At 73.7% G+C, this 13505-nt stretch carries 12 protein-coding genes; 2 read left to right on the forward strand and 10 right to left on the reverse strand.

The features are described 5' to 3' along the window. Nucleotides 1-156: 156 nt before the first annotated feature. From pheT to infC, 7 genes are all read right to left on the reverse strand, one after another. Nucleotides 157-2670 carry a phenylalanine--tRNA ligase subunit beta gene (gene pheT / locus ACFXAE_RS25495; RefSeq protein WP_384718823.1) on the reverse strand — a complete coding sequence of 838 codons (2514 nt, stop codon included), beginning with the start codon at nucleotides 2668-2670 and terminating at the stop codon, nucleotides 157-159. Beyond that, complete coding sequence (pheS, locus tag ACFXAE_RS25500; RefSeq protein WP_384718825.1) at nucleotides 2670-3791, reverse strand: phenylalanine--tRNA ligase subunit alpha; 1122 nt, start codon at nucleotides 3789-3791, stop codon at nucleotides 2670-2672. Before pheS ends, pheT begins: the two co-directional genes overlap by 1 nt. A 174-nt stretch (nucleotides 3792-3965) precedes the next feature. Then, the gene (locus tag ACFXAE_RS25505; RefSeq protein WP_384718827.1) at nucleotides 3966-5111 is read right to left on the reverse strand and encodes an ATP-binding protein; all 1146 of its coding nucleotides are present in this window, start codon (nucleotides 5109-5111) and stop codon (nucleotides 3966-3968) included. A gap of 91 nt (nucleotides 5112-5202) precedes the next feature. Further along, nucleotides 5203-6063 (reverse strand): TrmH family RNA methyltransferase, encoded by an 861-nt coding sequence (locus tag ACFXAE_RS25510; RefSeq protein WP_384718829.1) that lies wholly within the window; start codon nucleotides 6061-6063, stop codon nucleotides 5203-5205. A 182-nt stretch (nucleotides 6064-6245) separates the two neighbouring features. After that, nucleotides 6246-6629 (reverse strand): 50S ribosomal protein L20, encoded by a 384-nt coding sequence (gene rplT / locus ACFXAE_RS25515; RefSeq protein ID WP_004933571.1) that lies wholly within the window; start codon nucleotides 6627-6629, stop codon nucleotides 6246-6248. A 95-nt stretch (nucleotides 6630-6724) separates the two neighbouring features. Beyond that, entirely contained in the window at nucleotides 6725-6919 is a 195-nt protein-coding gene (gene rpmI / locus ACFXAE_RS25520; protein ID WP_004933563.1) for a 50S ribosomal protein L35, read from the reverse strand. A 111-nt stretch (nucleotides 6920-7030) separates the two neighbouring features. Beyond that, nucleotides 7031-7696: a translation initiation factor IF-3 gene (infC, locus tag ACFXAE_RS25525; protein ID WP_384718919.1), complete on the reverse strand. Its 666-nt coding sequence runs from the start codon at nucleotides 7694-7696 to the stop codon at nucleotides 7031-7033. A gap of 395 nt (nucleotides 7697-8091) precedes the next feature. Between infC and ACFXAE_RS25530 the strand changes: the two genes are divergently transcribed. After that, nucleotides 8092-8469 carry a DUF1844 domain-containing protein gene (locus tag ACFXAE_RS25530; protein ID WP_384718832.1) on the forward strand — a complete coding sequence of 126 codons (378 nt, stop codon included), beginning with the start codon at nucleotides 8092-8094 and terminating at the stop codon, nucleotides 8467-8469. A 4-nt stretch (nucleotides 8470-8473) separates the two neighbouring features. Here the strand turns inward: ACFXAE_RS25530 and ACFXAE_RS25535 are convergent, their stop codons facing one another. Continuing rightward, nucleotides 8474-9205, reverse strand: coding sequence for an SseB family protein (locus ACFXAE_RS25535; RefSeq protein ID WP_384718834.1), 732 nt, complete (start codon nucleotides 9203-9205; stop codon nucleotides 8474-8476). Nucleotides 9206-9322: 117 nt separating this feature from the next. Between ACFXAE_RS25535 and ACFXAE_RS25540 the strand changes: the two genes are divergently transcribed. Further along, a complete protein-coding gene (locus ACFXAE_RS25540; protein WP_384718835.1) occupies nucleotides 9323-10303 on the forward strand; it encodes a serine hydrolase in 981 nt (326 codons plus the stop codon). Here the strand turns inward: ACFXAE_RS25540 and mycP are convergent. Beyond that, on the reverse strand, nucleotides 10288-11472 hold the full coding sequence (gene mycP / locus ACFXAE_RS25545) for a type VII secretion-associated serine protease mycosin (RefSeq protein WP_384718837.1): 1185 nt from the start codon (nucleotides 11470-11472) through the stop codon (nucleotides 10288-10290). The two genes, ACFXAE_RS25540 and mycP, sit on opposite strands and share 16 nt — an antisense overlap. Beyond that, nucleotides 11469-13352: a hypothetical protein gene (locus tag ACFXAE_RS25550; RefSeq protein WP_384718839.1), complete on the reverse strand. Its 1884-nt coding sequence runs from the start codon at nucleotides 13350-13352 to the stop codon at nucleotides 11469-11471. Before ACFXAE_RS25550 ends, mycP begins: the two co-directional genes overlap by 4 nt. Nucleotides 13353-13505 lie beyond the last annotated feature (153 nt).

Consider the following 13505-nt stretch of genomic DNA (forward strand, 5'->3'; position numbering starts at 1 on the left):
CATCTGTGCGGTTGCCCTCGCGGGCGGCTGTGGGGCTTTCGTGTTTTCGCCCCCGCCGCCCCTTCCCGCCCCGTCCCCGGGGGCTGCGCCCCCAGACCCCCCTTTGTCCTCAAACGCCGGACGGGCTGATTGGGCCGGGCGGGCCGGAAGCGGGCGCTAGCTCCTCAGGACCGCTCCGGTGCGGTCGCCCGCCAGGGTGACCGCCGATTCGCGGGCCGCCGACGCCTCGTCGACGGTCAGCGTGCGGTCGGTCGCGCGGAACCGCAGCGCGTACGCCAGGGACTTGCGGCCCTCGCCGAGCTGCTCGGCGTTCTCGTACACGTCGAACAGGCGGATGGACTCCAGCAGTTCACCGGCGCCCTCGCGCAGCGCCGCCTCGACGTCCGACGCCGGGACGAACGCGTCCACGACCAGCGCGACGTCCTGCGTGGCGACCGGGAAGGTGGAGATGCCCGGCGCCTGCGGGGTGTCGTCGCCGACCTGCTCCAGGGCGTCCAGGTCCAGCTCCATCGCACAGGCCCGCGCGGGCAGGCCCAGGGTCTTCAGGACGCGCGGGTGCAGCTCACCGGCGTGGCCGATGACGCGCTCGGCGCCGTCGACGGTGACGGTCAGCTCGGCGCAGCGGCCCGGGTGCCACGGACCGTACTGGCCCTTGCGGACGCCCAGTTCGGCGCCTGCCTCACGGGCGACGGTCCGGGCGGCCTCGACCGCGTCGGCCCAGTCGGCGGTGCGGCCCTTGCCCCACCAGCCGGCCTGCTCGCGGGCGCCGGTCAGCACGACGGCGACGTGCCGCGGCTGGTCGGGCAGTGCGGCGTCCAGTTCGGCGATGTCCGCCTCGCTGGGCCGCCGGTCGACGGGCAGGCCGGCCGCGACCCGCTGTCCGGCACGCGGGTGGAAGACCAGGCCCGTCTCGAACAGGGCCAGGTCGTGCGAGCCCCGGCCGTCGTTGCGGCGCAGCGCGCCGAGCAGGCCCGGCAGCAGCGAGGTGCGCAGCGCGGGCTCCTCGTCGCTGAGCGGGTTGACCAGCTTGACGACGCGGCGGGCCGGGTCGTCCGTCTCCAGGCCGAGCTGGTCGAAGACCTGCTCGCTGACGAACGGGTAGTTCGGCGACTCGACGTAACCGGCCCCGGCGAGCGCCCGGCCGACGCGGCGGTGCAGGCGCTGGCGGGCGGTCAGGCCGCGGCCGGCCGGCGGCTTGGGCAGCGTGGAGGGCAGGTTCTCGTAGCCCTCCAGCCGGATGACCTCTTCGGCCAGGTCGTTGGCGTCGGTGAGGTCGGGCCGCCAGGACGGGACGGTGACGATCAGCTCGTCCTTCCCGTACACATCGCAGCCGACCTCCTGGAGTCGGCGTACAACGGTCTCGCGGCCGTAGGCGACACCCGCGACCTTGTCCGGATGGTCGGCGGCGACGGTGATGGTGCGCGGCGCGGTCGGGGCGATGACCTCGGTGACGCCGGCCTCGGCGGTGCCGCCGGCGAGCAGCACCAGCAGGTCGACGGTGCGCTGCGCGGCAGCGGCGGCGGCCTGCGGGTCGACGCCGCGCTCGAAGCGGCGGGACGCCTCGGAGGACAGCTTGTGGCGGCGGGCGGTGCGCGCGACGGACACCTGGTCGAAGTGCGCCGCCTCGATCACCACGTCGCCGGTCGACTTCTCGAGGTCGTCGTGGTCGGCGATCTCCGTGTCCGCGCCGCCCATGACACCGGCCAGCCCGATGGGGCCGCGGTCGTCGGTGATGACGAGGTCCTCGGCGTGCAGCTTCCGCTCGACGCCGTCGAGGGTGACGATCTTCTCGCCCTCCTCGGCCCGGCGCACCCCGATGGTGCCCTGGACCAGGGAGCGGTCGTACGCGTGCAGCGGCTGGCCGAGCTCCATCATCACGTAGTTGGTGACGTCCACGGCGAGCGAGATCGGGCGCATGCCGACCTTCTGCAGCCGGCGCTTCAGCCAGATCGGGGAGCGCGCCTCGGGGCTGAGGCCGGTCACCGTGCGGGCGGTGAAGCGGTCGCAGCCGGCCGGGTCGGAGACCTTCACCGGGTAGCCGAAGGCGTTCGGACCGGGCACGTCGAGCAGCGCCGGGTCGCGCAGCGGCAGGCCGTAGGCGATGGCGGCCTCGCGGGCGACACCGCGGAGGGACAGGCAGTCGCCGCGGTTGGCGGTGACGGCGATGTCCAGGACCTCGTCGACCAGTTCCAGCAGCTCGATGGCGTCCTTGCCGACCTCGGTCTCCGGCGGCAGCACGATGATGCCGTGCGTGCCGTCCTCGCCCATGCCCAGCTCGTCGCTGGAGCAGATCATGCCATGGGAGGTCTTGCCGTACGTCTTGCGCGCGGAGATCGAGAAGCCGCCCGGCAGGGTGGCGCCGGGGAGGACGACGACGACCTTGTCGCCGACGGCGAAGTTGCGGGCGCCGCAGACGATCTCCTGGGGCTCGCCGGTGCCGTTGGCCCGACCCACGTCGACGGTGCAGAAGCGGATCGGCTTCTTGAAGCCCTCCAGCTCCTCGATGGTCAGCACCCGGCCGACGACGAGGGGGCCCTTGAGGTCGGCGCCGAGGTGCTCGACGGTCTCGACCTCGAGACCGGCCGAAATGAGTTTGGCCTGTACGTCACGGCCGGTCTCCGTCGCCGGCAGGTCGACGTACTCCCGCAGCCAAGAAAGCGGGATCCGCATCAGATCTCCATCCCGAACGGCCGGGTGAACCGGACGTCACCCTCGACCATGTCTCGCATGTCCTCGACGTTGTGGCGGAACATCAGCATCCGCTCGATGCCGAACCCGAAGGCGAAGCCGCTGTACTTCTCCGGGTCGACGCCGCAGGCGGTGAGCACCCGCGGGTTGACCATGCCGCAGCCGCCGAGCTCGATCCAGCCCTCGGACGAGCAGGTGCGGCAGGGCCGGTCGGTGTTGCCGACGGACGCGCCCCTGCAGACGTAGCAGAGCATGTCCATCTCGGCAGACGGCTCGGTGAAGGGGAAGAAGTTCGGCCGCAGCCGGGTCTTCATCTCCGCGCCGAACAGCGACTGGACCATGTGGTCCAGGGTGCCCTTGAGGTCCGCCATGGTCAGGCCCTCGTCCACGGCGAGCAGCTCGACCTGGTGGAAGACGGGGGTGTGCGTGGCGTCCAGCTCGTCGGTGCGGTACACCCGGCCGGGGCAGATCACGTAGACCGGCAGCTCACGGTCGAGCAGGGAGCGGACCTGCACGGGCGAGGTGTGGGTGCGCAGCACGACTCCGGACTCGGTGCCGCCCTGGGGACCCTGCACGAAGAAGGTGTCGGCCTCGCCGCGGGCCGGGTGGTCCGGGCCGATGTTGAGGGCGTCGAAGTTGAACCACTCGGCCTCGACCTGGGGGCCCTCGGCGACCTCGTAGCCCATGGCCACGAAGATGTCCTCGATGCGCTCCGACAGCGTGGTGAGCGGGTGGCGGGCGCCGGCCGGGACCCGGTCGTAGGGCAGCGTGACGTCCACGGCCTCCTCGACCAGGACGCGCGCGTCGCGCTCGGCCTCGAGTTCGGCCTGACGGGCGGCGAGACCCTTGTTCACGGCACCGCGCGCCTGGCCGACGCGCTTTCCGGCGTCGGCCTTGGCGTGCGGCGGCAGGGCGCCGATCTCGCGGTTGGCCAGCGCCAGCGGGGAGGTGCCGCCGGTGTGGGCGACCTTGGCCTCCTGGAGCGCGTCGAGGGAGTCCGCGGCGGCGAAGGCGGCGAGCGCCTCGTCCCGCATGCGCTCGATCTCTTCCGGTTTCAACGTCTCGACCTCGACAGGGTCGTACGACTTATTCGGTGCCGACATCTCTTCCCGTGCTTCCGATTGTCCCCCAGCTACCGCTGGGAGGTGCCCCCAGGCTGATGGTCCCCGTACCGGCTCGTGGACAGTGCGTCCAGGTTCTGGGGACACAAAGGTGCCAAAGGCCGAGTCTAACGGTGCGGGGGTGAGCGAATGCGCCCGTGGCGCTCGGCCCGGATCTCAGGTGAGATACGCGGGTGCCGCCACGGGCAACGTAAATCGGAACTGCGCGCCGCCGCCGGGGGCGCGTCCGACCGTGATGGTGCCGCCGTGGGCCTCGACGATGCCCTTGACGATGTACAGCCCAAGGCCCGTCCCGCCGCGCTTGCTGCCCCGCCAGAAGCGGGTGAAGACGCGGTTCATGGACTCCTCCGGAATGCCGGGCCCCTCGTCGCTCACCGTGACCGACGTGGCTGCGTTTTCAGCGTTCTCCCGTTCTCGGGGGGACGCCGAGGGCGTGATGTCGATGGTGACGGTTCCCTCGCCGTGCCGCACCGCATTTTCCAGCAGGTTGCTGAGCACCTGGTCGACCTTGTCGGGGTCGGCCCACAGGTCGGGCAGCGGGTGCTGCACCCGCAGCAGGAAGCGGTCGGCCTGTTGTCCGGCGGCGACGTAGGCCTGGATGTGCCGTCCGACGGCGGCCCCGATGTCGACGGGCTGGCGGCGCACCTCCAGACGCCCGGAGTCGATGCGGGATATGTCGAGCAGCTCGGCGATGAGCCGGGTGACCCGGTCGGCGTCGGCGTCGACGGTCTCCAGCATCAGCCGTTTCTGGTCGTCGGTGAACCGCTCCCACTTGGCGAGCAGGGTGGCGGTGAAGCCCTTGACGGAGGTGAGCGGGGAGCGCAGTTCGTGGGCGACGGTGGCGATCAGCTCGGCGTGGCTGCGCTCGGTACGGCGCCGGGCCTCGGTGTCGCGCAGGGTGACGACGACGCGGCGGACGGGGCCGGTGGGTTCGGCGCGGACGTAGCGGGCGGAGACGAGGACTTCCCGCCCTCCGGGGAGCAGCAGGTTGCGTTCGGGCTGGCGGACGCGGATGGCGAGGCCTCCGTAGGGGTCGGTGAGCTGCCACCAGCGGCGGCCCTCCAGGTCCTCCAACGGCAGGGCGGTCTCCAGCGGCCGGCCGAGGGCCTGCTCGGCGGGGACGGCCGTGATGCGGGCGGCCGCCGCGTTGAAGCAGATCACCCGTCCGTGCTCGTCGGCGACGACGAGGCCGTCGGGCAACTGGTCGGGGTCGATGCCGAGGTCGGCGAGATCACCGGGCCGGGGCGCGGGCGGGTGCGCCGCCCGCTGTGCGCCCGGTGCGCTGCTCGTGCCGACGCTCATCCCCGTACCCCACCTCTCGGAACTTCCCGGGGCGCCCCGAGCCCGAACCCTGCCGAGAGCTTGGGGGAGGGCCCCCGGGCTGGTCACCCTACTAGTTCCCGGTGACGGAGCGGCACCCTCCGGCGGCGCGCTGTGCACGCGCCGACGCGTAGAGACATACGGCGGCGGCGGTGGCGAGGTTCAGGCTCTCCGCCTTTCCGTGGATCGGTACGCGGACGACGGCGTCGGTGAGGGCGCGGGTCTCCTCGGGCAGGCCCCATGCCTCGTTGCCGAAGACCCAGGCGGTGGGCCCGCCCATGGTGCCCTTGTCGAGCTCGTCGTCGAGGTCGCGGTCCCCGGCGCCGTCCGCGGCGAGCAGCCGCACGCCCGCGTCCCGCAGTCCGGTCACGGCCTGTTCGACGGGGACGCCGACGGCGACGGGCAGGTGGAACAGGGAGCCGACGGAGGCGCGTACGGCCTTGGGGTTGTACAGGTCCACGGAGGCGTCGGTGAGGACGACGGCCTCGGCCCCGGCGGCGTCGGCGCACCGCAGCACGGTGCCGGCGTTCCCGGGGTCGCGCACGTGGGCGAGGACGGCGACGAGGCGGGGCCGGGCGGCGAGGATCTCCTCGAACGGCGTGTCCAGGAACCGGCAGACACCGACCAGCCCCTGCGGGGTGACGGTGGTGGAGATGTCGGCGATGACGTCCTCGGAGGCGAGGTGGATCCGTGCGCCGGCGTCGCGGGCCCCGCCGACGATGTCGGCGTACCGCTCGGCGGCCTCGACGGTGGCGAACAGCTCGACGAGCGTGGCGGTGTCACCGCCCCGGTGCGCGGCGGCCTCCCGCACGGCCTGCGGCCCCTCGGCGAGGAACAGCCGCTCCTTCCCCCGGAAGTTCCGCTTGCCGAGCCGCCGGGCGGCACTCACACGGGCGGAACGGGGAGAAATCAGCTCGGGGCTGACGGGGACCATCTTCTTCACCTTCGGGAGCTCTCGACACGCGGCACGCGCGACTCCCCAGAGGCGCGGGGAACTGCGCGACCGACCACAACGGACCCGCAGCCGAACGACGGCCGACGAACCGAACAACAGGACCCGCAAGCTTTTAAGCCTGCGGGTCCTTATCTCACGTCGGCCTCAAGCCAACGCAGTGCTCACGCCGCCTTGGGCGCGTTCACGTCCGCCGGCAGCGCCTTCTGCGCGACCTCGACGAGCGCGGCGAACGCCGTCGCGTCGTTGACGGCCAGCTCCGCCAGGATCTTGCGGTCGACCTCGACGTTCGCGGCCTTCAGACCCTGGATGAAGCGGTTGTACGTGATGCCGTTGGCGCGGGCAGCGGCGTTGATGCGCTGGATCCACAGCTGGCGGAAGTCACCCTTGCGCTTCTTGCGGTCGTTGTAGTTGTAGACCAGCGAGTGGGTGACCTGCTCCTTGGCCTTGCGGTACAGACGCGAGCGCTGACCGCGGTAGCCGGAGGCCTGCTCGAGGATCGCCCGGCGCTTCTTGTGGGCGTTGACTGCCCGCTTGACGCGTGCCACTTGTTAACTCCTTGTAGCGGGGCCGTGGGTGTCCTCACACGGCCCGGAAACGATTGGGTCCCGGTGTGGGTGGATCAGGCGCTGGGCGCCCGGTCTCACTTGCCGAGAAGCTTCTTGATCTTCGCGGCGTCGCCCGGGGCCATCTCGGCGTTGCCGGTGAGGCGACGCGTCACGCGGGACGACTTGTGCTCGAGCAGGTGGCGCTTGCCGGCGCGCTCACGGAGCACCTTGCCGGAGCCGGTGACCTTGAAGCGCTTGCTGGCACCGCTGTGCGACTTGTTCTTCGGCATAGCGCCGTTCTCTCCTCGTCGGTGGCGCTCCGGTGCCCGGTCATGAGAACCGGGCACGGTGGAGCGTCGTACTTGTGTCGGTTACGTCCTGGGAACGTGTGTCCCCCGGGGTCACGCCTCGGCTGAGGCCTCAGCCGGAGTCTCGGCCGGGGCGTCGGCGTTCGCGGCGTCGGGGTCCGCGGAGTTCATCGAACGGCCGGGGTTGGCCTTCGCCTCCGCCTTGCGGGCCTCCTGCGCCTGGCGAGCCTCGGCCATCGCCTCGGTCTTCTTCTTGTGCGGACCGAGAACCATGATCATGTTGCGGCCGTCCTGCTTCGGGTTCGACTCCACGAACCCGAGGTCGGCCACGTCCTCCGCGAGACGCTGCAGCAGCCGGTAGCCGAGTTCCGGCCGGGACTGCTCGCGACCACGGAACATGATCGTGATCTTGACCTTGTCGCCCTGCTTGAGGAACCGGACGACGTGACCCTTCTTGGTGTCATAGTCGTGCGGGTCGATCTTCGGCCGGAGCTTCATCTCCTTGATGACCGTGTGCGCCTGGTTCTTGCGCGCCTCACGGGCCTTCATGGCCGACTCGTACTTGAACTTCCCGTAGTCCATGAGCTTGCACACGGGCGGACGGGCGTTCGCCGCGACCTCGACGAGGTCGAGGTCGTACTCCTGCGCAAGCTCCAGGGCCTTGGCAAGCGGGACAATCCCGACCTGCTCGCCGCTGGGACCGACAAGTCGCACCTCGGGAACGCGAATCCGGTCGTTGATGCGGGGCTCGGCGCTGATGGATCCTCCTCGGTAGCACCACGCGACGGTCTGGCGGACAGCCGCGTAACGTCTGTGTTCGTTGGACCTGACCGCGTCGGAGCAAAGAAAATGCCCCGGACGGTCACAGGCGGGGCTCCTCGAACTACCGGAGCACCGCCACGGGGACCGCGGGGCGCGTCATCGGACGGATCACCGCCCAGAGGACGGGACCGCCTGACCGGTGACCCGCCGCCCTGGGGGCGGTCGGGTGGGAGTTCGAAGCCTCCACTTGTGGGCCGGGCTCGCGAGCCGTGAGGCATACGGGTCCGACCGGTCGTTACACAAGGTTAGCAGCTCCGGAAGGCGTGCGCTAACCACGTGTCTCGTGCCTCCTGCTGTCAAGGGGACACGCGTCTGCGCCTATCGTGTGGGGCATGAGTGAGACCTCCCCCTCGGACCCCTCCGAGACCCCCGGCAACCCCGACTTCGACGCCATGGCCCGCGACATCGCCGAGGTCCCGGCCGTCGAGGTGATCGTGACGGTCGCCGTCAACCTGATGAGCGCCGCCGCCGTGAAGCTCGGTCTGACCGAGGAGGGCGAGGCGCACAAGGACCTGGACGAGGCCCGCAAGCTGGTGCACGCGCTGGCCGGTCTGCTGGACGCCTCCGCGACGGAGATCAGCTCGTTCCACGCGGCGCCGCTGCGCGACGGCCTGAAGTCGCTCCAGCTGGCGTTCCGCGAGGCATCCCTGGTCCCGGACGAGCCCGGCCGGGGCCCGGGCGAGAAGTACACCGGGCCGCTCTACGGCTAGGCCGTCAGGGACGTACGTACAAGGGCTCGCCCGGAGGCGTGGTCCCGGCCGGCAGGACTGCCAGGTCGAGGCCGCGCACCAGGCGGGCCCTCAGTGTTTCGTCGGCGGCGAGCCGCCGCGCCACGGCGCGGGCGGCCTCGGCGGCGGGCACCGCCGGGTCGAGGACGAGGGCGAGGGTGCCGTCGGCCTGGCCCGGCCCGAGGTGGGCGCGCAGCACGGCGGGCTCCGCGGCGACGGCGGCCCGTACGGCCCGGACGACGGCCGGGTCGGCGAGCGGGTCCGTGCTGGTGCGGCCCTCGGCGAGCGCGAGCAGCGTGGGACCGGTCAGTTCGAAGGGCACGGGGCCGGACATGTCCAGGACGACCGTGTCCGCCTTCTCGTGCGCGGCGGCCTGCAGGGCCTGGTGCAGCGGTACGGCGACGGGGCGGGCCGCCGGGTCCCAGCGGGCGAGCGACTCGGTGGAGGTGAAGGCGGGCAGGGCGGTGCGCCCGCCGGCCTTCAGGGTCGGCACGGCCATGTCGCTGGTCTTCTCGCGGCGCAGCCCGTTCTCGTCCTCCTCGACCTCACCGAGGAGGGCCACGACGGGGACGAGCAGCCGGGCGCCCTTGAGTGCCTGCAGGACGGGGCCTACGGCGTTGCCGTCCTCGGCCCAGGCGGCGAGCGCGGCGCTCAGCCGGGGGTCGGCGGAGCCGTCGTCGTCGCGGAACGGGGAGTCGGGGATGTTCTTGTTCGCCACGGTCACCGAGCCTATCGGGGGGTGGCCGGCATTCCTCACCGGCCTCTCACCGGGATCTGAGCCGGATCTCAGCTCCGTCCAACGGTCCGCGCAGCCACCGCCCCGACCATCGCGGCCATGGACTCCCCCAGCAGACCGCGGCGGCGCCGTCGTGCCCGTCGGCCCCGGCGGCGCGCCCTGGTCGCCCTCGCCCTCGCACTGATCACCGTCGGGTGCGGTACGGCGGCGGGCACGATGTACATGACCCCGTGGGCGCGCCCACGGGCGGAAACCGTATCCTCGTCGGCCTCGCAGGCGGCCGACGGGGAGGAAGCGGTGGAGAGCGCGACGGAGGCGGCGGTGGACCGGGACGCGCTGCTGGCGGCGGCCATGGAGTCGGTGGGCGTGGCGGACGGTACCGAGGTGTCGGTGGCGGTGCTCGAGGCGGACTCCGGGGAGACCGCCTCGTACGGAGGGGGCGTCTTCGACACGGCGAGCATCGTCAAGGTCGACATCCTGGCGGCGCTGCTGCTGCGGGCTCAGGACGCGGGGCGGACGCCGACCGCCGAGGAGAAGGCGTACGCCGCCGCCATGATCGAGAACAGTGACAACGACTCCACGTCCGCGCTGTGGCGGGCGATCGGGACGGCGGACGGGCTCGACGCCGCGAACGAGCGGTTCGGACTGACGGGGACGGCGGGCGGGGACGGCCCGCTGTGGGGGCTGACGCAGACCACGGCCACCGACCAGCTCACGCTGCTGCGGCAGGTGTTCGGCGCGACGGGTTCGGAACTGGACGAGGCCTCGCGGGCGTATGTGCGGGAGCTGATGGAGCGGATCGCCGTGGGGCAGCGGTGGGGGGTGTCGGCGGCGGCCGACGGTGCGGCGTGGGCGTTGAAGAACGGCTGGCTGCGGCGGAGCACCACCGGGCTGTGGGTGATCAACAGCATCGGGCGGGTGACGGCCGGCGGCCACGACCACCTGGTGGCCGTGCTGTCGCGGGGCAACGCGACCCGGGAGGAGGGGATCGCGCTGGCCGAGGCCGTGGCGCGGGCGGCGGTGTCCGTGTTCACCGGGGGCACCGCGGGTGACGCGGCCGGGGCTCAGTCCGCGTCGTAGCGGGTGCGCCGGCCGCGCCACAGGACCACCGCGACGACCAGCAGCACACCGCCCGCGCCGCCCGCCAGGGGGGCCGCCCAGTCGGCGGTGCCGTCGTCGGAGCCGGCGGTGTCCGGGCCGGGACCGAAGTACTTCTCGCCGTACGCCGCCGACTTCAGGCCCTCCGGCTCCAGCCGGGACGCGGCCTCGATCGCGGCGGCCGGGTCGACGAAGCCGAAGCCGCGGGAGTCGTCGCGGCCGTCGGCGGGGGCGCTGCGGGCGGTGTCCTCCAGGAGCCGCTTGATCTGGGCCGGGGCGAGGTCCGGGTGGGCGGCCTTGACCAGGGCGACGGCGCCGGAGACGAACGCGGCGGCGGCGCTGGTGCCCCAGCCCTCGTAGTACTTGTGGTCGGGGTCGGCGATGATCACGTCGACCCCGGGGGCGCTGACCGTGGCGTACCAGCGGCGGGTGGAGAACGGGGCGCGGGTGCCGTAGCGGTCGACGGCGGTGGCGGTGATGACGCCCGGGTAGGCGGCCGGGTAGGAGACGTGGTCGCCCTTCTCGCCGCCGTTCCCGGCGGAGGCGACGACGGTCACGCCCTTGCGCAGGGCGTACTGGATGGCCTGGTCCTCGCCGGGTTCGGGGTGCGCGGAGGCGGAGTCGTCGCCGAGGGAGAGGTTGATGACGTCGGCGCCGTGGTCGGCGGCCCAGCGGATGCCCTCGGCGAGGGCGTTGCCGCGGGTCTTGCGGGCCTCGGCGCGGGAGGGGTCGCCGTCCTCCAGGATCACGCGGACGGGGAGGATCTTCGCCTCGGGCGCGATGCCCATGACGCCGTCGGCGTTGCCGGGGCCGTGTCCGTGGCCGGCGATGATCCCGGCCATGGCGGTGCCGTGACGGGCCCAGGCGCGGTCGCCCTCGCTCGCGCCGAAGCCGACGAGGTCCTTGCCGGTGAGGACGTTGCCGTCGAGGTCGGGGTGGTCGGCCTCGACGCCGGTGTCCAGGACGGCGACGGTGACGCCCGCGCCCTTCGTCGTCCGCCACGCCTCCTCGGTGTGCATGGCCTCCAGGGACCACTGCCGGGCGCGGATGCCGTCGGCGTGCGCGGCGGTGGCGGGGACGAGCACGAGGGCGGTGGCGAGGAGGCCGCCGAGTGCCGCCGCGGCGGGGCGCCGGCCGGTGACGGGCCTCATGACGGCTGCTCCGTGGGGGTGCCGGCCTTCTTGCGCAGGCCGCGTTCGACACGGTCGGCGAGGCCCCGGGCCTCGTGGCCGAGGCCTGCCTGGGCGGGGGCGGTGGTGGCTCCGGACTCCATGGCGTCCTCGGCGGGTTGCGGGGTGTCGACGCCGCGTCCGTCGGCCCACCCGGAGACGGCGTAGACGACGACGGGGGCGTCCGTGAGGACGGAGATCGCCCAGGTGGCGCGCTGTCCGGCGGCGAACCCGGCGGCGGCGGTGCCCTTCGCCGCGTACGGCAGGGGCATCAGGTCGGTACGGCGGTCCAGGCGTTCGGCGTCGAAACGGCGGGCGAGGGAGGTCATGGCGGCGGCGTCGGCCTTGGTGAACAGCAGGCCGACGGTGGTGACGTGGCTCTGGGTGGCGTCGGTGTAGGTGGCGCGCAGCAGGCGCTCGCAGCCGACGGGGGCGAGGACCTTGCGCAGCAGGGCGTCGAAGGCGTCCTCGCAGCCGCTGTCGGGGGCCACGGCGATACGGGTCCAGGACCGGTCGGCGCCGCCGGGGCCCGCGCCCTTGCCCTGCAGGGTGGGCGGGAACAGCTGGTCGACCGGGACGTTGTGCCACATGTCCTGGGCGGCGGTGAAGCCGTGCCGGGCGCCCGGCCCGTCGGAGTCCCCGGCGAGCCAGCTTCCGGTGACGGCACCGCCGATGAGTCCCGTCCCGAGGACGAGGCAGGCGGCGGCCGCGACGGCCTGCGACCGTCCCCGCCGCCCGAGGGGCCGCGGCCGCGCGCCCTCGTCGTACCCCTCCGGCTCCCCGAACGACACGACGGGCCGCCCCGCTCCGGGTGTTCCGCCCGGCGCCATGGGGGCGCTCCAGGAGAGAGCGGGATCGGGCCCGCCCGTCGAGCCCGTCCCGGCCGTCTCCTCGCCGGGGCCGGGCCGCCGGGCGGGGCGGGTGGTACGGGCGGGCGCGTACGCCGGGTCCGTCTCGGAACGGCCCGCACCGGCGGTGCCCGGGCGCGTGCCGGACGCCGGGGTCGTGCCCGCACGGCGTGCTTCGTCCGTGCCCGGCCGTGCGGGCGGCACGGCGCGCAGGCGGGTGGTCGTCTCCGACGCGGTTTCGGGAGGGGTGCCCGTACCGCGTGCGGCGGGCCGGTGGGCGGGCTGCGGCGGTACGGAGGGCGAGCCGCCCGGGGACCGCGTGCCGCGCCCGGCGGCCGGCGGCGCGTCGGGGAAGCGGGCGGAGGCACGCGGCGGCGGGGGCGCCACCGGGCCTGTACCGGCGGGCGCGCCGTCACCGAAGCGCGGAAAGCGCGGCCGGGGCGCCGGGCGGCCGGCGCCGGCCGCGCCCGTACCGTCCTGGCCGGCGTCCCGGGCCGGCGGGCGCGTGGTCTCACGGCCCTCGAACGCACCGGATCCGCCGGGGGTCCGCCCACGGGGCACGCTCGGACCGCTCGGGCCGCCGAGACCGGCATCCGCACGGCCTTCGGCCCCTGGACGCGCTCCGTCGGGCTCGAACGTGCCCGATCCGCCGGAGGTCCGCCCACGGGGCTCGGGCGTGACCGAGCCGTCGCGGAGCTGCCCGCCGGGGCCGGGCGCGCCGCCGCGGCCGCCGGCCGGCGGGTGGGCCGGCGCGGGCGGGACCGGGGCGCCGGAGGCGTGTTCGCCGGGCGTGCCGGCCGGGGGGCGGGACGGTTCGCGGGGGTCGAAGAGGCCGGAGCCGCCCGAGGTGCGTCCTCGCGGGACGCCGGTCTCCGTGGCCGCGGAGCGGTCCGTCTCCGTGGCCGCGGAGCGCTCCGTCTCCGTGCCGGTCTCCGCCGGCCTCGGCGGATGCGCGGGACGCGGAGGGACGGTGGGGCGCGGGGGGTGGGAGGCGCGGCGCGCTTCCGTGCTCATGCACCCCCCGTTTCGTCGTGCCCGCCCGGCACGGACTCGTCCCGGGCACAGATACCCGCACGGACGGCGCGTCATCCCGGCCCGGCTCTCCGGCCGGCCCCGTTCCGCCGTGCGTGCGCGTCACTCTACGGCGTGGTCCGCGTCGGACGGGAA

This window comes from Streptomyces sp. NPDC059454 (assembly GCF_042749965.1).
GTDB lineage: Bacteria > Actinomycetota > Actinomycetes > Streptomycetales > Streptomycetaceae > Streptomyces.

Coding starts and splice junctions, on each gene's coding strand:
- pheS (WP_384718825.1), bottom strand. CDS start 3,791: ATGTCGGCACCGAATAAGTCGTACGACCCTGTCGAGGTCGAGACGTTG.
- ACFXAE_RS25530 (WP_384718832.1), top strand. CDS start 8,092: ATGAGTGAGACCTCCCCCTCGGACCCCTCCGAGACCCCCGGCAACCCC.
- ACFXAE_RS25505 (WP_384718827.1), bottom strand. CDS start 5,111: ATGAGCGTCGGCACGAGCAGCGCACCGGGCGCACAGCGGGCGGCGCAC.
- ACFXAE_RS25510 (WP_384718829.1), bottom strand. CDS start 6,063: ATGGTCCCCGTCAGCCCCGAGCTGATTTCTCCCCGTTCCGCCCGTGTG.
- ACFXAE_RS25540 (WP_384718835.1), top strand. CDS start 9,323: ATGGACTCCCCCAGCAGACCGCGGCGGCGCCGTCGTGCCCGTCGGCCC.
- mycP (WP_384718837.1), bottom strand. CDS start 11,472: ATGAGGCCCGTCACCGGCCGGCGCCCCGCCGCGGCGGCACTCGGCGGC.
- rpmI (WP_004933563.1), bottom strand. CDS start 6,919: ATGCCGAAGAACAAGTCGCACAGCGGTGCCAGCAAGCGCTTCAAGGTC.
- pheT (WP_384718823.1), bottom strand. CDS start 2,670: ATGCGGATCCCGCTTTCTTGGCTGCGGGAGTACGTCGACCTGCCGGCG.
- ACFXAE_RS25550 (WP_384718839.1), bottom strand. CDS start 13,352: ATGAGCACGGAAGCGCGCCGCGCCTCCCACCCCCCGCGCCCCACCGTC.